20 protein-coding genes and 1 pseudogene are annotated in these 20,364 nt (G+C 60.2%); all 21 read left to right on the forward strand.

Annotation, left to right across the window (positions count from 1 at the left end):
* The first annotated feature begins 94 nt into the window (after positions 1–94).
* The 21 genes and pseudogenes from AB0O97_RS19285 (at position 95) to AB0O97_RS19385 (ending at position 19,947) form a co-directional block, all read left to right on the forward strand.
* Positions 95–397 (forward strand): hypothetical protein, encoded by a 303-nt coding sequence (locus AB0O97_RS19285; protein WP_363884834.1) that lies wholly within the window; start codon positions 95–97, stop codon positions 395–397.
* 202 nt (positions 398–599) lie between these two features.
* Entirely contained in the window at positions 600–1,076 is a 477-nt protein-coding gene (locus tag AB0O97_RS19290; RefSeq protein ID WP_363884836.1) for a hypothetical protein, read from the forward strand.
* Positions 1,076–2,044 carry a hypothetical protein gene (locus tag AB0O97_RS19295; protein WP_363884837.1) on the forward strand — a complete coding sequence of 323 codons (969 nt, stop codon included), beginning with the start codon at positions 1,076–1,078 and terminating at the stop codon, positions 2,042–2,044. The genes AB0O97_RS19290 and AB0O97_RS19295 overlap by 1 nt, the downstream gene beginning before the upstream one ends.
* Before the next feature lie 21 nt (positions 2,045–2,065).
* Positions 2,066–3,199, forward strand: coding sequence for a DUF4192 domain-containing protein (locus tag AB0O97_RS19300; protein ID WP_363884838.1), 1,134 nt, complete (start codon positions 2,066–2,068; stop codon positions 3,197–3,199).
* Between the two features lie 427 nt (positions 3,200–3,626).
* Positions 3,627–3,998, forward strand: coding sequence for a metalloregulator ArsR/SmtB family transcription factor (locus AB0O97_RS19305; RefSeq protein WP_363884840.1), 372 nt, complete (start codon positions 3,627–3,629; stop codon positions 3,996–3,998).
* On the forward strand, positions 3,985–5,079 hold the full coding sequence (locus AB0O97_RS19310) for a cation diffusion facilitator family transporter (RefSeq protein WP_363884841.1): 1,095 nt from the start codon (positions 3,985–3,987) through the stop codon (positions 5,077–5,079). Before AB0O97_RS19305 ends, AB0O97_RS19310 begins: the two co-directional genes overlap by 14 nt.
* A gap of 76 nt (positions 5,080–5,155) precedes the next feature.
* Positions 5,156–5,626: a peptidase gene (locus AB0O97_RS19315; protein WP_363884843.1), complete on the forward strand. Its 471-nt coding sequence runs from the start codon at positions 5,156–5,158 to the stop codon at positions 5,624–5,626.
* 168 nt (positions 5,627–5,794) lie between these two features.
* The gene (locus tag AB0O97_RS19320) at positions 5,795–6,103 is read left to right on the forward strand and encodes a heavy-metal-associated domain-containing protein (protein ID WP_363884844.1); all 309 of its coding nucleotides are present in this window, start codon (positions 5,795–5,797) and stop codon (positions 6,101–6,103) included.
* Between the two features lie 106 nt (positions 6,104–6,209).
* Positions 6,210–8,254 (forward strand): annotated as a pseudogene (locus AB0O97_RS19325) (copper-translocating P-type ATPase).
* A gap of 90 nt (positions 8,255–8,344) precedes the next feature.
* On the forward strand, positions 8,345–8,830 hold the full coding sequence (locus AB0O97_RS19330) for a hypothetical protein (protein WP_104112135.1): 486 nt from the start codon (positions 8,345–8,347) through the stop codon (positions 8,828–8,830).
* 1,318 nt (positions 8,831–10,148) lie between these two features.
* Positions 10,149–10,763 (forward strand): TlpA disulfide reductase family protein, encoded by a 615-nt coding sequence (locus AB0O97_RS19335; protein ID WP_363884846.1) that lies wholly within the window; start codon positions 10,149–10,151, stop codon positions 10,761–10,763.
* 23 nt (positions 10,764–10,786) lie between these two features.
* Complete coding sequence (locus tag AB0O97_RS19340) at positions 10,787–12,391, forward strand: cytochrome c biogenesis protein ResB (RefSeq protein WP_363884848.1); 1,605 nt, start codon at positions 10,787–10,789, stop codon at positions 12,389–12,391.
* A complete protein-coding gene (gene ccsB / locus AB0O97_RS19345; RefSeq protein ID WP_363884850.1) occupies positions 12,388–13,413 on the forward strand; it encodes a c-type cytochrome biogenesis protein CcsB in 1,026 nt (341 codons plus the stop codon). Before AB0O97_RS19340 ends, ccsB begins: the two co-directional genes overlap by 4 nt.
* A gap of 240 nt (positions 13,414–13,653) precedes the next feature.
* Positions 13,654–14,133, forward strand: a complete 480-nt coding sequence (locus tag AB0O97_RS19350) for a DUF6153 family protein (RefSeq protein WP_363884852.1) — start codon at positions 13,654–13,656, stop codon at positions 14,131–14,133.
* 103 nt (positions 14,134–14,236) lie between these two features.
* Complete coding sequence (locus tag AB0O97_RS19355) at positions 14,237–14,836, forward strand: DUF305 domain-containing protein (RefSeq protein WP_363884854.1); 600 nt, start codon at positions 14,237–14,239, stop codon at positions 14,834–14,836.
* Between the two features lie 88 nt (positions 14,837–14,924).
* Complete coding sequence (locus AB0O97_RS19360; RefSeq protein ID WP_363884856.1) at positions 14,925–15,809, forward strand: F510_1955 family glycosylhydrolase; 885 nt, start codon at positions 14,925–14,927, stop codon at positions 15,807–15,809.
* Positions 15,810–15,813: 4 nt separating this feature from the next.
* The gene (locus AB0O97_RS19365; protein WP_363884857.1) at positions 15,814–16,563 is read left to right on the forward strand and encodes a cytochrome c biogenesis protein CcdA; all 750 of its coding nucleotides are present in this window, start codon (positions 15,814–15,816) and stop codon (positions 16,561–16,563) included.
* A 26-nt stretch (positions 16,564–16,589) separates the two neighbouring features.
* Entirely contained in the window at positions 16,590–18,116 is a 1,527-nt protein-coding gene (locus tag AB0O97_RS19370; protein ID WP_363884859.1) for a multicopper oxidase family protein, read from the forward strand.
* A 12-nt stretch (positions 18,117–18,128) separates the two neighbouring features.
* The gene (gene lgt / locus AB0O97_RS19375) at positions 18,129–19,040 is read left to right on the forward strand and encodes a prolipoprotein diacylglyceryl transferase (RefSeq protein ID WP_363884861.1); all 912 of its coding nucleotides are present in this window, start codon (positions 18,129–18,131) and stop codon (positions 19,038–19,040) included.
* Positions 19,037–19,672, forward strand: coding sequence for a DUF3105 domain-containing protein (locus tag AB0O97_RS19380; protein WP_104112126.1), 636 nt, complete (start codon positions 19,037–19,039; stop codon positions 19,670–19,672). The genes lgt and AB0O97_RS19380 overlap by 4 nt, the downstream gene beginning before the upstream one ends.
* A gap of 29 nt (positions 19,673–19,701) precedes the next feature.
* The gene (locus tag AB0O97_RS19385; RefSeq protein WP_104112125.1) at positions 19,702–19,947 is read left to right on the forward strand and encodes a hypothetical protein; all 246 of its coding nucleotides are present in this window, start codon (positions 19,702–19,704) and stop codon (positions 19,945–19,947) included.
* Positions 19,948–20,364: the final 417 nt, after the last annotated feature.

Consider the following 20,364-nt stretch of genomic DNA (forward strand, 5'->3'; position numbering starts at 1 on the left):
TACGCACTCAAACAGCGTCGGACGCAATGAAGGAAGAAGCACTCACGCAAGCCGCATGATGCAGAACACGTGTCCACAACTTGCGGGGAACCCCATGAAGTTTAAGGCTTCGCTCGGGTACACGCTGTCCGTCTCCTACCACCCAACCTTGGTCGACAGCCCCAATGAGATCCTTTTCGATGCCGGCGGCGATCTGGAAGGCGAAGGACGCGTCGTCCTCTCAACAACCGACAACGGTCAAACCCAAATGAACATTGAATGGCGCGTGCGGCCCACGAGCCGCTGGATGACATTCCTCAGCCCGATAGCAAGTCCGGCATTCACTTTTGCCCACGCTGCCCTGATGCGACGTGGCGAGCAGGGCCTCAAGGACTACATGGCAAGGAAGACCGCCTAGAAAAAGTCAGCAATGTCAGACCCAGCTATGGTCAGGCGCAGCAGACAGACTTAGCATGAATTACACGGCGAATCACCGCAACCACTGAACCAAGCTGATGGGTTCCAGACATGAAAGTCCGCCAGCAACACCAAAAGAGCTACCTCACCGCGGCTTACAATCTGACCATGGAGCAAGCGCGCGGCAAGGCAAGGGCCACATCGTGAGCGACAGGAAGATCCGCCACGAAGCCCGGGAAGCCAACCGTCAGCTATATCTCGACGCACACCCCGACCTTCACAGCATCCAGACATGGCTCGAGGCCAAAAATGGGCGGCCTATCACCATCGTTGAACTGCCCGCACTAAACGGGGAGGACCTCTGCGGAATGTACGTTTCCTACGAGCGTCTCGACGTCGTCGTGCATGCCCCTCCACGTTCCACTTGGCAACGGCAGCAGATCATCCTGCACGAATTCGCTCACATGATTCTGAATCACCAGCTCACCGCCACGTCCTTGGAACTCGCGCAGCTTCCTGGATTCCCAGAAACCCCGCTAAAAGTTCTCGGCCGGACCAGCTTCGACGACGCCGCCGAAGCCACGGCAGAATACTTGGCAGACCTCCTCACCGCACGCATCCACCCCAGAATCCCCGAGCCGCCGGATGATCAGCCAGGGTTCAACAAGGTCTTTGGGTAATGGACTACGTACCAGCCGCGATGTTGTGGCTGCTCACGATCGTCAGGATCCCGACAGCCTCGGATAAAGAACGAGTCTCAATCCTGCGCGCGACATTCTTCGCCGCCCTTGCCTGCACCCTATTCATCCCTGCCGTCTACATGGCAATTGATCCCCTCCTCGGCGGACACAACCGGGTCGGGCTCCTACTGGTCCTGACGATCATTGCCGGTTTTTGGCAATTCCACACCGCCATGATCCTTGCAGTCTTCACCGATAAAGAACGACGGCGCCACCACCTCATGCGCGGACGGTTAGGTTCCGCTGTGGCCAGCGCATGCGTCGTTATCGGATTCTCAACAAGCCATGTGGAAGTAACCAACCAGAACTTGCCGATCGCCTACGGCAACCAGCCAGGCATGCAATTGTTCCTCTGGGTAGGATCGGCATTCATCATCTGGGTCTGCGCCGACATCGCGCTAAACTGCCTGAGGTTTCTGCCCAAAATGGTAGGTAAATCCTTCAAATCCGGAGTCATTTGCTTCGCGGTCGGATGTATCCTGATGGCCTTGGCACTGGGTAACCGACTAGCGCTGGGGCTCATCGAAGAATCGCCCGCCCATACCAGCCCCTTCATTGGTGGACTCAACTGGTCCTTTACGATCCTCGAAAGTTTGGCCGTGCTCTTGGTCAGTGTCGGCCTGATTTTGCCCCGCTTCCGCGAATCCACACAAACTCTGCAACGCAGCCTCCGATCCCGCTGGCTCATGGCGCTCTTGACTCCGGTCTGGCGCCGAAGCAGTACCGAACGAAAATACCTCCTCCGAAACCGCTGGACACCACTCCTTGACCCAATCGCCGGCCACACCACTGCCCACCTTCACCGCCGCGTCATCGAGATCCGCGACTGTCAGCTGCGCGGCATGAAATTGCTCCCCCGCGACCGCATACTCGTCAACCAAGCAGAGCAACTCCTCCAAGGACACTAAGCCTGCGGCAACAACACGGTCATGGAGTTTTCACCCCCGCGAACCATGAAGGTGGGTAACTGGCATCTGCCGGCGGCACCTGTACGCGGAGGCATCATGGAAAAGCTCAGCATCAAAACCCCGGACGACTTCATTGCCCTCATGGGCCACAGTCTGGGATTCTGGCCCACCGAAAGCTTGGTCTGCGTCATCCTGGATGACAAGCGCATCGGCGCCACGCTCAGGGTCAACCTTCCGGGCCCCCACACCGATACCAAACATTTCATTGACCAAGTAGTGCATCATGTCGGCACGGACCGCCAGGCCACCGGCGTCGTCTTCGGCATGTTCACCAACGAGACTTGGCCCCCCAACGAATCGCGCCCACACGAGGACGTAATGGAGGAACTGACGGGCAGGCTCAGCCAACAAGGAGTGATCGTCCGTGACGGCTGGCTGATTGGAGAAACCACCTTCACAAACTACCTCCGCATCGGCACCGCCGGCAGCACCAACTACCCACTGGACGGGGTGCTGTCCAGCGAGCTCAATGCAGAATTGGTCTTTCGCGGGTCCAGCATCGAGGCCTCCCCCGGGTTCCGTATCCCAGTGCTTGCCCGCCCGGCGCTCAGCACCGAAATCATGCGGCACTGCTTCCGCATCGAAGCAATGAATCCACAGGCTGCCATCACCCGCGCCAGGATCCTTTGGAACACAATGCTCGACGGCGGTGGCGAACCTACCGATGACGAGGCCGCCGAGCTGATTGCGAACCTCAAGTTCATCAGCGTCCGGGACCGGCTCCTCGCCGACATCCCCGGCATCGATGACAGCATGCGTGACCTGCTCCTGGGTCAAACCAAACAAAGTCCCCACTGGAAGCGCGTCGAGCGCGCCTCCGAAGTGCTGTTCCAGCTCTATATGCGCACGGACGGCACAGACTCCGCACCTGTGCTGACCAGCCTGGGTGTCATCCAATGGTGGGAAGGCCACGGGAGCAAAGCCCATGAGTGCTTTCAGCGCGCTCTAGAAGCTGACCCAGAATACCGACTGGCCCAGCTCACCGACCACCTCGTCCGCGAAGGCATCCTTTCCGACTGGGCCGCGGACAGACAAACCGCATATCAGCCACCCCATACCCGAGGACCCGAAATTGGCGGGATGGGGATGGCATAGCAGTTTCAACTAGACCAAAAAACTGCGGCGCTCTTGGCGGCCGGTCGAGTCCCGCCCGGGGCACAAAAGAGCTCCTGACTTGCGGTTGCGCCACGCAGGTCAGGACCAGTTGGGGTAACTTCCCGTTTGCTCCCCCATTTCGTCAAAATCCTCCGCGATTCCGTTGACCTTTTTCGGCCGGACTGATCCCCCTTGTCTTCGTCGCTACTTTTTCTGACCAGATGCGAACCTTTATCTCGGTGCCTCGCTGGCTATGCAATGGGCAAGGAAGCCAGCGGTTGTCCGCATCCCAACGGCTTCGTGAGTCACAGGCGAGAGTTACATCGCCGCGGAATTCCGGCACATATTCTCCAGCGGGCGCTCACGGAACGTTGGCAGCCCGAAAATGAACAAGAGGAGAAAGGTTCCTTAATGCTATTATCTGCGTATGAATGCAGATAAGCAGAGTTGTTCATTGGATGCCGACAGCCAGTACGTGGAACTGGCGGTGGAGGTCTTTTCCATGCTGGCCGATGCCACCCGAGTGCGAATCATCCTGGCCCTGCGTGAGGGTGAAATGGCTGTCGGCGCACTGGCGGATTCGGTAGGCAAATCACCGGCGGCAGTTTCACAGCACCTGGCCAAAATGCGCTTGGCCCGTATGGTGTCGACCCGTCAGGACGGCACGAAGGTCATGTACCGGCTGGAGAATGAACACGCACGGCAACTGGTGGTAGACGCGATCTACCAGGCTGAACATGCCCTCGGCGGGGTACCTGCACACCACCAAGTGGAACAGGCACGGCATGAAACTCACTAACCAGTCGGACCCCCATCCCCATGGTGACCATGAGAATCACAGCCATCCCCACGAACCCCATGACCATGACCATGACGGACACTCCCACAAGCACCACTCGGGCTTCAAGGGCTGGTTGTTTGAATTGTTCGTGCCACACACCCACGATTCCTCCGATTCAATCGACGATGCATTGGAGGCGAGCAAGGAAGGCGTCCGGGCACTGAAGATAAGCATGGTCATCCTGCTGGCCACGACGGTGCTGCAGGTCATCGTGGTGGCGATCAGTGGTTCCGTCGCGTTGCTGGCAGACACCATTCACAACTTCTCCGATGCCTTGACGGCCGTCCCGCTGTGGATTGCTTTTATCCTGGGCCGCCGAGTGGCCACGAAGCGCTATACCTACGGATATGGGCGGGCCGAGGACCTGGCCGGCCTGTTCATCGTCGCGGTCATTGCCCTGTCCGCCGTTCTGGCCGCATGGCAGTCCATCGAACGGCTATTCAACCCGCAACCGCTCGAAAACCTGTGGTGGGTGCTCGCGGCAGGCGTAATCGGCTTCGCCGGCAATGAGATCGTCGCGGTGTATCGCATCCGGGTCGGCCAAAAGATCGGTTCCGCCGCTCTCGTCTCAGACGGCGTGCACGCCCGCACCGACGGATTCACCTCCCTTGCCGTGGTCTTCGGTGCCATAGGCGTCATGCTCGGCTTCCCGTTGGCCGACCCGATCATCGGCCTGCTGATTTCCGTGGCGATCATTGCCCTGCTCTGGGGGACGGTCAGGAGCATTGGCCGCCGGCTCATGGACGGCATCGACCCTGACCTAGTATCCAGCGCGCAAACGGCTCTTGAAGGCACGCCTGGCATTCTCTCTGTGGCGCGGCTGCAATTACGCTGGGTCGGGCACCGGCTGCAAGGCGCGGCAACCGTCATCGTTGCCGATAACACCCTGTCAGCGGTTGAAGAGACCATCTGGCATGCCGAGCATCGGCTCGGTCACGCACTCCCGAAACTCGACGACGTGGTGATCAAGGCCATCACGGCCCCTGTGGAAGAAATCAAGACCGACGCTGGATTGCCCACGCACGAGGCGCATCGATGAGAAGGCTTGGCTGATGACGGACTCGACGGCCGAGCAATTCCTGTTGGCGTAAAATCTCGGTCATGGCAGCTTCACCATGACCGGGAATGCGGTGGAGATGATCGAGGTGTTCGGCGGGCTGCTGCACTGCTATCAGGGAAATGGGGGCTGCCGCAAGCAGGGCCTCTACTTTTCACGGACGGAACCCAAGAAACCCCTCCGCTGCACGCTCCGTGACCCGGGATGGCCCGACCGTGATTCCGTCGACGAGTGGAACCGGATGAACCGCAAAGGGATCACGATCAGTGTCAGCCACGAGCTGGCGCCCAAACTCGACGGCGCAGTCCTCGACTTTGGCACCTACAACAAGATGCAACGCTTCGTATGGCTGTCCACGCCGGCCGCCAAAGGTCCAGCCTGCACTTGCCTGCGTTCCATCGGGCCGGCCGTGGGGAAACGTTCAACCTGTCTCAACGATCAGGGAATCGGCCTGAGCGACCTCCAAATGCGTGGACTTTCCCAGCACTCCCAGACCAGTCCTTCTCCGCCAACGATAAACTCCCCCTGACAATGAAACCTGAATCACAGCTGTCAAACCTTGACCGAAATACCCCTAGGGGGTATGTTTGGGGTGTTGTCAGTGAAGTAGTTTGTCGCCGCCGTTGATCTTTCCGGCCGCCACTGCCGTTCAACCCACAACGCACAATTCATCCTCTTATCTAAGGACTCACCCGATATGTGCGGAACCAATAACCGTGAAGACCTCAACCTGACGCCCATCCAGGAGAGTTCCTGTGCGTGCTGCTCCACCCCGGCAATATCCGCCGAGCCAGCCGATACAACGGGGTCGGTTTATGAGCTGGAGGGGTTGACCTGTGGGCATTGCGTCCAGTCCGTGGAGGAGTCCGTCCGCGCCGTATCCGGCGCAGATTCGGTGACTGTCACCCTGGTAGCTGGGTCCATTTCAACGTTGACAGTGGCCGGTACAGCAACACCGGAAATGGTCCGCGCGGCCGTTGTCACTGCAGGCTACACGGTCGTCTGAAGTTGGTTGACATTCACCGTTCCAATCCATCAGGGAGAATCATGGAAGCGCACGAGATCAAGCACAATCACGAACACCCACGATGACGCATCCGCAGGCAGCCACCATGGATCATTCGGCCATGGGACACGGAGGCATGGATCATGACGACCATGCTGTTCATACTGCAGGTCAGCATGCCGGGCACAGCACCACCATGTTCAAGAACAGGTTCTGGCTGACCCTGATCCTCTCGATCCCGGTAGTGTTCTTCAGCCCGATGGTTGGGCACCTGCTCGGATACACGCCGCCGCAGTTTGTGGGTTCAACCTGGATTGCGCCTCTACTGGGGTCCTTCATTTTCTTCTATGGCGGACAGCCCTTCCTCAAGGGCGGATGGCAGGAAATCAAGGCGCGGCAGCCAGGGATGATGCTGCTGATCTCCATGGCCATCACCGTGGCGTTCATCGCCTCTTGGGTAACCAGTTTGGGTATCGGCGGCTTCGATCTTGATTTCTGGTGGGAGCTGGCCCTGTTGGTTGCCATCATGCTGCTGGGCACTGGATTGAAATGCGGGCCCTCGGATCGGCACGCGGTGCCCTCGACGCACTGGCCGCCTTGCTCCCCGATGAAGCGGAACGTGTCATCGACGGCGGCACCGAAAGCATCAGCGTCACCGAGCTGACACCCAATGACGTGGTCCTGGTCCGCTCGGGAGCCCGGATGCCGGCGGATGGCACCATCACCGAAGGCTCCGCCGAGATCGATGAATCCATGATCACCGGGGAATCCAAAACAGTCCCCCGCACGGTCGGGGACCCGGTGGTGGCCGGGACCGTCGCCACCGACAACTCCTTGCGGGTCAAAGTCACAGCTGTCGGCGACGACACCGCCCTGGCAGGAATTCAGCGGCTCGTGGCGGAAGCACAATCATCCACCTCCCGAGCCCAGGCCCTGGCAGACCGCGCTGCAGCGTTCCTGTTCTAATTTGCCGCCGGTGCCGGCGTCATCACGTTCATTGTCTGGTCACTGTTGGGCAGCGTTCCGGATGCTGTGACCCGCACCGTGACCGTGCTGGTCATTGCCTGCCCCCACGCACTGGGTCTGGCCATCCCCCTGGTCATCGCCATCTCCACCGAACGTGCAGCCAGGGCCGGCGTGTTGATCAAGAACCGCATGGCGCTTGAGCGGATGCGGACCATCGACGTCGTCCTCTTCGACAAGACCGGCACCCTCACCAAGGGCGAGCCCACCGTCACCGGCGTTGTTGCTGTCGACGGCGTCACAAATGAGGAGCTGCTGGCCCTTGCGGCCGCTGTTGAATCGGACAGCGAACACCCCGTCGCCAGGGCGATCATCGCCGCCACCCAACAAACCGGCCATCCGGCTGTGACCGCGTCGGACTTCCAGTCCCTGACCGGACGCGGCGTCCAGGCCACCGTCAACGGGATTCGTTCCGCAGTGGGCGGACCGGCCCTCCTCGCAGAACTCGGAGTATCAGAGCCCGCCGGCATCACGGACACGACAGCGTCCTGGAAGGAACGTGGTGCATCCATTCTGCACGTAATCAGAGACGGAGACGTCATTGGCGCCGTCGCCTTGGAAGATGAAGTCCGCGAAGAGTCCCGCCAAGCCATCCAGGCCCTGCACAACCGCGGCATCAAGGTCGCCATGATCACCGGCGACGCCAACCAAGTCGCCAACGCCGTAGCTGCCGAGCTGCACATCGATGAAGTCTTCGCTGAAGTCCTGCCCCAGGACAAAGACCAGAAGGTCATGGAGCTGCAGTCCCGCGGGCTAAAGGTGGCCATGGTCGGCGACGGCGTCAACGACGCCCCCGCCCTAGCCCGGGCCGAGGTTGGCATCGCCATCGGCGCCGGAACCGACGTCGCCATGGAATCCGCCGGAGTGGTTCTCGCCGGCAACGACCCCCGGGCCGTGCTGTCCATGGCGGACCTCTCCCACGCCAGCTACCGAAAAATGTGGCAAAACCTGATCTGGGCCACCGGCTACAACATCATCTCCGTCCCCCTGGCCGCCGGGGTCCTGGCCTTCGCCGGCATCATCCTCTCCCCCGCAGCCGGGGCTGTGCTGATGTCGCTGTCCACCATCGTGGTGGCACTCAACGCCCAACTGCTCCGCCGCCTCAAGCTCAACCCAGCCGACGTCTGATAATTCTCCCTCTCAGGATGCACCCAGATTGCTCCACTACGCTACACATCGACCCGGGCACGAGAACCCATGGACAGAAAGGACCTCCCGATGCACATGTGTTACAGCCTGCCAGCGGCGGGGTCCGTTCTGCGCTGGTGCGGGTTGATCTTCGTTGTGATCGCCATTGTCGGCGGTATCGTCGGCATGCATGGGATCAACGGTGCCCCGGCAGCCTCAATAGTGGCCGGGGGCTCCGGCTACACTGCCATCACGGTCGAAGGCATGGCCGTTCAGCCCACCCCCGCATCATCCCCGACGGCATTGGACTGTGCCCCGCCTGTCGGCACGGCCGCACTTGAGTTGCAAGGTTTCCTTCCCGAAGCAAATTGCTTGCTTGCTGCGTGCACCTTTGCCATGGCAATACACGGCGGCTGCATACCAACTCTCAGCTCTCCGGAGCTAAATGTTCCGCTGCCGGGAACTCTCAGCACTCACTCAGCCGGAACGGCCTTCACCGTAGGTTCTGGGGACCAGTCGTCGGAACGCGTTCCAGACCGTCCTTCACTAACTCAGCTCTCGATCAGCCAAACATAGAATCGATGCCCCTGCATGCCGCCAGTTGGCATGCAGGCCATCGACGCACCCCCACGAGCGGCGTGCCGATTAGCTATCAAGACTCAGATTTAGTGAAGGACTCTTACCTTGAAGAAATTCTTGGCCCTTTCAACCACTGCCTTGGCGACATGGGACACTTGGGTCGGCTGTGCTGCCACAGCCCCCACAGCCGATCCAGCACCAGGAATAAACGTCTTCGCACATGTGCATGGGTTTTCTATTGGCCCAGTCACGGCGAAAGTCCTGCTTGAGACTCAACCAAGGCTCTACGACACCGCTAAAGAGACGGCTGTCAAAGTCAGTGGAGTTTTCTGCCATACGGAGTGCGATGAGACAGCTGGCCCCGAGTTTTGCTACACCTATCGACTCGCCGGAGTGGGGGCGTCCTGGCCAAATCGAGCCGGACGCTTCAATTCAACCCACTCCGGCAAGACATCGCAGGAGCCCACCGGATGTGGCCAGCTATTTGCCAGTCGCTGCGGAACTACCTGGGAGAACTCGACTGAACCATTGTCCCCAGGGATACCCGCAGGCTGTGCTGCCAACTCCATAGTTCCGGCCACTAGCCAAGACGGGATTCTGCGCCCCACCGACACCGGACATAGCCGGCAGCCCAGTCGGAAATCCGCGCTGGTCCAGTTCAGCACTTTTGCCATGTCCATGGCAAAGAACTCGAACCCCGCCAGCGGTGCCGCCCCAAACTGCCGCGTCCTTGTTTCGACCTACGCCGGCCTAAACGATGCTGAGACTGAGCAACTCAATGACCGGACCAAAGCCGTCACTGCATGTGATGGTGGTGGCAGCAGACGAGAGATTCGGTCAGTCACCACCAGCGGCGCCCAGGGCTCAACCAACGGTAGAGTCCCCACTCACGTCCGGCCGCCTCCTAACCCAATAAGCTTTGGAAATCTTTTCGCCACGACTGTCACACCCAGCGCCCCGTGGCTCGGTGGGGTGTTCGGTTTGCGCTTGACCCACGGTAGGAGACCGTCCCTGAGTTCCGCGCTGGCGATGGGTGCCAACATCAGCGCGACCCTTGCGGGGCATGCTGTGGCGCGGCGTCCACTGCCAGGGCTGGGCCTGGGCATGCGGTTCTTCAGGGTCGCCACAGGCCTGAACTCCGTGCCCGCCACTTTTCCTTCATCCGCCGTCGAATCAGGACATTCAACCTCATCGGCCGCCGTCTACTTAACCTCGTCGGAACCCTTGCAGCCTCCTTCCTGTGCTGGAAGGCACAATCCTCACCCCATGTAGCTTGTACCGCCGAGTCTTCCTCGGACTTCAGAAAGAAGCAGTCATGAAATTACTCCCATTCCGCCGCCGGCGAGCCGCCGCCGCTGTCGCTGTTTTGGCATCGCTACTACTGTACGGATGTACGGGCACGGATCCGCTGGCCGAAGCGGTCAACGCCGGAACCTCCAACTACGTGGCCGGCGACGGCTCCGTCACAGAATATGCATCCGCAGCCCGTGGTGGAACTGTGAAGCTCACAGGAAAGCTGTTCGATGGCACTACGGTGACCGACACCGACTGGGCCGGGAAGGTGACCGTCCTCAACGTCTGGTATGCCGCCTGCGCACCTTGCAGGGCTGAGGCCCCGGATCTGGCGGCCCTGCATGCCGATTTCGGACCGCAGGACGTGCAGTTCTATGGCATTAACACCCGCGATGAAGCGCCCACTTCGGACGCTTTCGGACGGACCTTCGGCATTAAATACCCCAGCATCCAGGACCGTGACGGCAAGGTCCTCCTCTCACTCACCGAGTATGTCCCGCCCCAGGCCGTCCCCACCACTCTGGTACTGGATAAGCAGGGCCGGGTTGCCGCCCGGATCCTCGGCATTGCCGAAAAAAGCACTCTCAAGGCCATCATCACCGATGCTCTTGACGGCCAGACACCGGATAATTCATGACTGACACGGAAGCAAAGACCCAAATGCCTGCCCGCGATAAGGTCGTCCTACCGAAACTCGGCCCCCTTGGGATGCTGCGCTGGGCCTGGCGGCAGCTGACCAGCATGAAGACCGCGCTGCAACTGCTGCTAATGCTGGCTGTTGCCTCGGTACCGGGCTCCCTGTTCCCGCAGCGTCCGGCCAATCCCGCCGTCGTCACCCAATATATTCTGGACAATCCGGCCACCGGGCCCTGGCTGGACCGGCTCCAGCTTTTCGATGTTTATTCCTCCGTCTGGTTCTCGGCGATCTATTTGTTGCTGTTCATCTCATTGGTCGGTTGCGTCATCCCCCGCGCAAGACTGCACTGGAAAGCCCTGCGCTCGGCACCGCCGCGCACGCCGCGGAGCCTATCCCGGCTACCTGAATACGGCACGATGACTGTCGCTGCAGAAAGCAGTCTCACCGTGGAGCAGGCCGTTGATGATGCTGCCCAGATACTGCGCCGCCACGGATATCGGACGCGACTACATGCAGGTGACACTGACCATCCCTCGGTGGCGGCCGAACGAGGCTACCTCAAGGAAGCCGGTAACCTCGTTTTCCATACCGCCCTGATCGGTGTGCTCATCGCCGTCGCGATAGGCGGGATGTTCGGATATCGAGCACAAAAACTTGTCATTGAGGAAGAAGGATTCACCAACGCCGAACTCGGATACGACGCCTTCTTCCCCGGCACCAACTTCAATCCCGACAGCCTGTCCCCGTTCTCGATAACGCTGGACAATTTCGAGGTGCGCTTCGACCGCAGCCTCACCAACTACGGCAGCCCCATCGACTTCCGCGCTGACATGACCGTCCAGAACACACCCACCGACGAACCACGGCAGGAGGTCCTGCGAGTCAATGAACCAATCAGCTTCGGCGGAACCAACGTGTACCTCATCGGCAACGGCTACGCCCCGGTGGTCACTGTCCGCGACGGCGACGGCAATATTGCGCTTCAGGGCCCTGTCGCTTCCCTGCCCACCGACGCAACGTATAACTCAACCATCGTCATTAAAGCTCCCGATGCCCGCCCGTTCCAGCTCGGATTCGTCGGCTTCTTCCTGCCCACGGCCATGGTGGATGAGGACGGGGTGGCCTTCGGCTCGGACCCGGACCCGATGAACCCACAGCTGAACTTGAACTCGTACTATGGCGATCTGGGGCTTGATGATGGCAACCCGGTTTCTGTCTACCAGCTTGATACGTCTGGGCTGACCCAGCTCAACGGACGGGACATGCCGGACGGAGGCATCGTGCTCGGGGCGTATCAAACCTACGACCTGCCCGAGGGGAAGGGCTCGATCACCTTCGACGGGTTGAAGCGCTACGTCGCGCTCGACGTCGTCTTCGATCCGGGCAAAATCGGGGCATTGGTCTTCACCACTCTCGCCCTGCTCGGGCTCATCTTTACCCTTATCATTCCCAGGCGCCGGGTCTGGATCCGCGTCGGCAAACACGACGACGGACGCACCATGGTCGAATATGGCCTCCTGGCCCGAGGCGAAGACCATGGGCTGTCCAAAGAAGCTGTAAGGATCGGGTCCGCACTAACCAAGCACTGGAAACGTACAACCACCGAGAGCAGGCAGGAAAAATCATGACCACGGTCAACGAGACATTGGGCCAGTACAGCGAACTGTTCATGCTGCTGGCAGCCCTGACGTATACCGTTGCCTTTCTGGCGTTCGCACTGGACCTCGTCCGGTCCCGAAAGATGCCAGCACAGGCCCTTGAACCGGCACGCGAGCTGGTACCGGCTACAGCTGGAGCCGATGGCGATGGCTCCGTCCAGTGGTCCCACCGTACTTTGCCCCAGGGGAACAGTAGTACCGGAGGAACCGCTAAGGACACCATGGGCTATAGGCCGCTGCGACGCACCGCGGCACGGATCGGTGTGGCACTGGGTGTCGTTGGCTTGGTAGTCCATGCCGCCGGCGTCATCAGCCGGGGTATAGCGGCGGGCCGTATGCCTTGGGGCAACATGTATGAATTCACCACGACCGGTGCGCTGCTGGTCATGGCGGTGTTCCTTGGCGCGCTCGTGGTGCGGGATCTGCGATTCCTCGGTACCTTTATTACCGGGCTGGTCTTGGTCATGCTCATGGCCGGTGCCATCGCTTTCCCCACCCCTGTGGCCCAACTCATCCCCGCTCTGCAAAGCTACTGGCTGATCATCCATGTCTCCGTCGCCGTACTGGCCGCAGCGATCTTCACCATCACATTTGCACTGTCCGTGCTGCAGCTGGCCAAGTCCCGGCAGGAAAAGGACGGAAAACTTCGCCTAGGTGGTTTGCTGCGTCTAGTCCCCGATGCCGCAAGTCTGGAGCAACTCGCATACAGGATGAATGCGATAGGTTTCATCCTTTGGACCTTCACACTCATGGCCGGCGCCATCTGGGCCGAGGCCGCTTGGGGACGGTACTGGGGCTGGGACACCAAGGAAGTCTGGACCTTCGTGATCTGGGTGGTCTACGCCGGATACCTCCACGCCCGCGCCACGCGCGGCTGGGACGGTACCCGGGCTGCCTGGCTCTCAATCACTGGTTATCTCTGCGTTATATTCAACTTCGTAGTAGTGAATGTCTACTTCTCGGGCCTGCACTCCTACTCGGGTATCAGCTAAGAGCCGCGGCCCGCCGCTGACGGAAGGAGCCAATATCCCGATGACAAATCCGGACATTCCCTGCCGGCAGCGCCCGGATTGCTCCCCTGGTGGCCAGCATGCTGGCCACCGTCGACCCCATGCTCATCCCCCGCCGACGTGCACTAAATCCCATTCGCAGGATTCGCCCAGATTGCCCGCCTAGACTAGACAACGACCCATGCAACAAATCCAACAAACAGGAAGGACCTCTCCATGCGCATGACTTTTGATCTGTCTGCTGTGGGGTCCTTTCTGCGCTGGGGCGGGTTGCTCTTCGTCGTGATCGCCGTTGTCGGCGGCATTGTCGGCATGCACGGGATCAACGGCGCCTCGACAGCCTCAATCGTGGGCGGCGGCTCTGGCCATACGGCCATGGCGGTTGACGGCATGGCCATTCAGGCCACCCACGCATCTTCCCCGACGGCGTCGGAGTGTGCCCCGCCTGTCGACACGGCCACACTTGAGATGCAAGGATTCCTCCACGAAGCCGATTGCTCGCCTGCTGAGTGCACCGACGTCATGGCAATGCATGAAACCTGCATCCCAAATGTCAACTCTCCGGCGCTAAATATTCCCCTGCCGGGAACCCTCAACACTCATGCTCCGGGGGCAGCGTTCGATCTTGTTCCGGGGCACAAGTCCGCGGACCGTATCCCCGATCCACCATCGCTTGCGAAACTCTCGATCAGCAGAACGTAAACCAATGAATCGACCCGTGTATTTTTCGCGGGTCCTCGTTGACGTGCCCTCGAAAGGTGCGACTGCTAAATATCGAAGAGCTTGAGTGAAGGACTTTATTGTCATGAAAAAACTATTGATTGTTTCCACCTCGGTTGTTGCCGGCATGATCGCACTGGCCGGTTGTTCCACGGGGACGGACAACGGATCCATGCCCGGCATGGACCACGGCACCTCGGCCACATCGGCGCAACCTTCTGCCAGCAGTAAAGACAACAACGCCGCTGACACAATGTTCGCCCAAATGATGATCCCCCACCACGTCCAGGCCGTGGAAATGAGCGACATCATGCTCGCCAAAAAGGACCTCGACGCCAAGATCACGGCACTGGCCGAAGACATCAAGACTGCCCAGGACCCTGAGATCACGAAGATGACCACCTGGCTGACAGGGTGGTCCGAACCGACCACCATGGCGGGCAGCCACTCCATGAATGGCATGATGACCTCAGCCGACCTGGACAAGCTCAAGGCTGCCGAGGGCACCGAGGCAAGCAAGCTGTTCCTCATACAGATGATCGCCCATCATGAAGGCGCCGTGGAGACGGCTCAAACAGAGGCCACCGACGGCCAGAACGCCAACGCGGTGGCACTGGCCAAAACCATTGTTTCCTCCCAGGAGACCGAGATTAAGGCCATGAAAGACCTGCTCGCCACCTTGTAGGACCCGACACAGTCCTTTATTTCGGTGGTGGATCTGAAAAGTTTCGGATCCACCACCCTCCTCAATTCCCTTCTTCTTTGGAGTCTCTTTGCAACCCCGCACCTCCTTTTTCCGTTCCCGCCGATTCGCCGTCGTGTCATTGTTCGTCTTCCCGTTAGTTCTGGCGGGATGCAGTAACGCCGGGTCCCCAACTGTTGAACCCAGCCCAAAAGCCGCGGCCCTGAACCACGTGCACGGCATCAGCGTGGACCCTGCATCCTCAAGGATTCTGCTGGCAACCCACGATGGCTTATTCGACGCCACCGCGGATCAGGCGGTCAAAGTCAGTGACTCCACCATCGACCTGATGGGTTTCACGACCACCTCTGAACCTGACGTTTTCTTCGCCTCTGGTCACCCCGGCCCCGGGTCCTCTCTGCCGAACCCTGTCGGACTCATACAGTCCACGGACGCAGGGAATACCTGGGAGCCGGTCTCCAGAACTGGTGAGTCCGACTTCCACGCACTCACCGTCAGCGGCAATTCCATAGTGGCCTTCGACGGCCAGCTGCGCACCAGCACCGACGGAAAAACCTGGACCACCTCAATGGAAACATTTGTTCCAGCGGTGCTCGCTGGCAGCCCGGCCTCAACAGTCGTGTTGGCAACGACAGAGAAGGGACTCCAGCGCTCCACCGATAGCGGGACAACCTGGCAAGCTGTGCCGCAAAGCCCAATCATCCAATTTGCTGCCATCGCAACGTCAACAGACAAGGCGCCCACAACTGCTATCGGGGTAGAGCCAAACGGGACAGTCCATGTATCCCTCAATGCAGGGACGACATGGGCGCCAGCGGGAAAGATCGAAGGCCAGGTCGAGGCCGTTACCGCCGTTGAACGCGACACGGGCGAGCTAAATATTTGGGCGGCAACCACGACCGGTGTGCAGGTCTCCACCGACGGGGGCGTCACCTTCCGCCCTGCACTTTCCTAGTCCCATGGGCATTGGAGAGTTTTTCGCTACCTCGGTGACCTCGGGGGCCTTGCTCATCGCCATACCCTTGGCTTTGATTGCCGGCATCGTCTCGTTCATGTCCCCCTGTATTTTACCGCTCGTACCCGGCTATCTCGGGTATGTCTCGGGCCTGACGGACCCCAACCAACCCAAGAACCGGCGTCGCGTCCTGGCCGGGGTCGGATTGTTTGTACTGGGATTTGGTGCCGTGTTCACCCTGTATGGGGCTGCTTTCGGGATGATCGGGTCCTGGCTCGTCCGTTGGCAGGACCCGCTCATGCGTGTCATGGGCGTCGTCGTGATTGTCATGGGTCTGGTGCTGTTGGGGAAATTTTCCTGGCTGCAGCAAAGCCGCAAGCTGTCATTGAAACGCAGGACGGGGCTTGGCGGGGCTCCGCTGCTGGGCATTGTTTTTGGACTGGGTTGGACACCCTGTATGGGTCCCACACTCAGCGCGGTCCTGGCACTCAGCGTCACCTCCGGAAGCGCCTGGAGAGGTGCGCTGCTGGCGTTCGTCTATTGTCTGGGTCTGGGCATCCCCTTCCTGTTCGTCGCCCTCGGATTGGGCTGGGTAACCAAGGTCTTGGGCCTCGTCCGCCGGCACATTCGCATCGTCAACATCGCAGGAGCATCCATGCTGATTCTTCTGGGCCTGATGATGGTCAGCGGACTCTGGATGCAGTGGATCTACCAGCTGCAGAACCTCTCCGGCACCTTCCTCACCCCGGTCTAACCACAACACTTTCAAAGGAAACAACCATGACACTTCCCCTGAATCGACGGTCCTTTCTCGGTCTGTCCGTTGCAGCCGCCGCGGCAGCAGGACTGGCCGCCTGCACACCGGCCACTCGCACCCCCGCCCAAGTAACCCGCATTATGCCCGGCGACCCTGTCGTCGCAGAGTACGAGTCCAAGCGCCCAGCTGCCGGGACGTCGGTGACTCAGCAACTTGCCCCGGCTCCCTTCACGACAATGCTGGCCGGCAAGCCCGTCACGACGTGGGGGTACAACGGAGCACTGGTCGCACCTACCATTCGTGCCAAGGTCGGCGACCTGCTAGACGCCACAGTCAGCAACGGACTCACCGAAACCACCAGCATCCACTGGCACGGTCTTGCCTTGCGCAACAACGACGACGGGGTTCCTGGCCTCACCCAAGAGGCGATCGGCGTCGGCAAGGACTACTCCTACAAGTTCGCGCTCTCGCACCCCGGTACGTACTGGTATCACTCACATGTGGAAATGCAGCGCGAGCGCGCCCTTTACGGTGCCTTGATCATCGAAGACCCGCAGGAATCCTTGCAGTATGACAAGGATTGGGTCATTGTTCTGGACGACTGGTTCGATGGAGTCACGGGCACCCCGGAAGAGGTTCTGGCGGAGGTGTCCAAGGGCATGCCCAGCATGGGAGGCATGGACCACGGCAGTGGTAGCGGCGGGATGGTGATGGGCCACATGCTGATGGGGGCCACCAGCGACTTCCTGGGCGGCGACGCCGGCGACATTGCCTACCCGATCCATCTCTTCAACGGACGGGAACCCGGCAACCCGGAGACGATCAAGGCCGAGCCCGGTGAGCGAATCCGGCTGCGCATCATCAACGCCGCCGGCGACACCGCATACCGGCTTGGCGTACCCAACCAGCAACTCACCCTGACGCACACCGACGGGTTCCCCGTTCAGCACACCGACGTTGACGCCGTCGTCCTGGGAATGGGAGAACGAATCGATGCCATTCTCACGGTCAAGGAGGGCATCACACCCGTCCTCGCCCTGGCTGAAGGAAAAGCACAGATGGCCTACGGACTTGTCAGCACGGGAACAGGCACAGCGCCCGGAAAAGATGCCCTCCCGACCGAGTTGACGGGCAAGGTGGTCGACGGCGGCCAACTCACCGCGGATCCTTCGGTAGCCTTCCCAGCCAAGACAGCAGACCGCACCCACGAATTGCGGCTGACCGGCGGCATGGCCGCCTACGACTGGGGCATCAACGACCAGCGTTTCGACATGGCCAAACCATACGATAACGCCTTCGATCTCAAGGAGGGGGAACGGGTGGAGGTGAAATTCACCAACGACACCGCAATGTGGCACCCCATGCACATTCATGGACACACCTTCCAGGTCGGGACCGACGGGGCACGCAAGGACACCGTTATCGTCCGTCCGAAGGAGACCGTCACCGTCTACTTCGATGCCGACAATCCGGGCCAGTGGCTCTTCCACTGCCACAACGCCTTCCATGCCGAACGCGGCATGATGGGCGTCTTCTCCTACATCAAATAGGGAAGGACCACTATGAACTTGACTGCGCTGGCATCCTTGTACATCCCCTCGCCCACAGTGAGCGCCTTCCAACTGGGCCCCTTGACCGTCCGCTTCTATGCGCTGTGCATCCTCGCCGGAATCGTTGTCGCAGTATGGCTTACCGGAAGACGGTTGACTGCCCGCGGCGGTCAACCCGGAGTAATCTTCGACATCACGACGTGGGCTGTACCGTTCGGTATTGCGGGTGGGCGCCTTTACCACGTCATTACCAGCCCTGAGCTGTACTTTCTACCAGGAAAGAACCCATGGGATGCCCTCAAGATCTGGGATGGAGGAATGGGAATCTGGGGCGCCATCGCCCTGGGCCTGCTCGGCGCCTACATTGGGTGCCGACGCCACCAAGTCTCCTTTACCGCACTCATCGACGCTGCAGCGCCCGGGTTGCTGATCGCCCAGGGCCTCGGTCGTTGGGGAAATTGGTTTAACAACGAACTCTATGGGGAGCCGACTACGGTGCCGTGGAAACTGCAGATCCATCAGATGGATTTCAGCACGGGCCTAGCTCACGTTGACAGCTCCGGTACTCCCGTCGTTTTGGGTTATTTCCAGCCTACGTTCCTCTATGAATCCCTCTGGTGCCTTGCTGCCGCAGGATTGCTGCTGTTCCTTGACAAGAAGTTTCGTTTAGGTGCCGGTTCGGTCTTTGCCCTCTATGTCGTCTTGTACACCTCCGGACGGTTCGTATTCGAGCTCCTGCGCTCAGACTACGCGAACACCATTCTGGGCCTGCGGGTCAACACTTGGGTCTCCGGTCTGCTGCTGCTCGCTGGTGTGGTTGCATTCCTGACCCTGCAGCGCAAAAAACGCTCCACCGTGGAACCCTCATCGAGCGCGCCAGCGTCCAATAGCCCCATCGAGTCAACGGAAAGGAACCTCAAATGAGCAACCCAGCAGAGCGTCAGGCCGAACGCCAGGCAAAGATCGAAGCTGTTTTTGCTGCACACAGGGTGAAACAGCACCGCAGGAACCTTTTCATCTACGGCGGCCTTGGCCTGCTGGCCGTCGCCGTAGTCACCATCGTTGCGCTAGTCATCACCGGATCCATTCAGGCACGCAACCAGACTGCCGAGGCGGCCAGAAACCCCATTGCGGGAGTCAAAACCTTCCCAAATCTCACTCGAAACCATGTCCAAACCTCGGTGAACTACCCACAGCAACCTGGCGTCGGCGGAGACCATTCCGCGACCTGGACCAATTGCGGAATTTACACAGATCCAGTAGACGAGCAACGGGCCGTGCATTCCCTTGAACACGGAGCTGTCTGGATCAGCTACAAACAGGACCTCTCCCCGGCAGAGGTGGCCACACTGACTGCGCTCACCAAGGGAATCCCGTATGTCCTTCTCAGCCCCAACCCAAAGCAAACGGCCGCCATCACGGCAACTGCCTGGGGGACGCAACTGGATGTCACCGACGCGGGTGACACGAGGCTGCCCGTCTTCATCAAGGCCTACGCCATGGGGCCACAAACACCGGAGCCCGGGGCCCCCTGCTCCGGCGGAACAAACGGCTAGGCAACCTACTACGTTTTTCGGAGACCCACATGAAGAATCCCGTCACCGGCGATGATGCTGCGAAGAACTACCGCCATCATCGACTCTTGGTCAGGCTTGGACAGGTAATCATGGCCCTTGGCTTGATGGTCGGGCTTTCACACTGGATAGCCCACGTTGTCATGACCGGCGGTCCGCCCGGGATCCAGGACCTGCTTATCGGCTACCCCACTGCGGCGGTATTGATGATCGCTGGCGCCATTTTGGCTGGCCGTGCCACGCCCAAGAAACGCTGACCTGGGCGGGCAAGATACTCTCACCAGATCCGGCAACGTGGCTGTTGATTGACGAAGCAGTTGACGGCAGCTGACTGCCTGAAGCGGCATCCTGAAGCATACTTGCCCGAGTCCTCCAAGGACTCGGGCAAGTATGCTTCAGGATGCCAACGTTGAGTTTCTCCGTTGGCTGCTGGAACGCCCAGCGTCGGGCAGGCCCAACGAAAAGGGCCGGCCCGGTTGGTTGCGTTGTTGTTTGTACGCGAAGCTGCTCACCGTGCTCTGGGACACCCTAGGGTGGTTGGTGTCGAACGGGTTGTCTGGCGGTGCCGTTGCTGAACAGGGGCTTTTTTAGGCCGGTGTGAGGCTGTTGGTGTTTGCATGATTTTCATGTCGGCAGGCATTTTCGCGGTCCACGGCGGGCACCTTTGGGGGCGG

Origin of the sequence: Specibacter sp. NPDC078692 (assembly GCF_040686835.1) — a bacterium.
GTDB lineage: Bacteria > Actinomycetota > Actinomycetes > Actinomycetales > Micrococcaceae > Specibacter.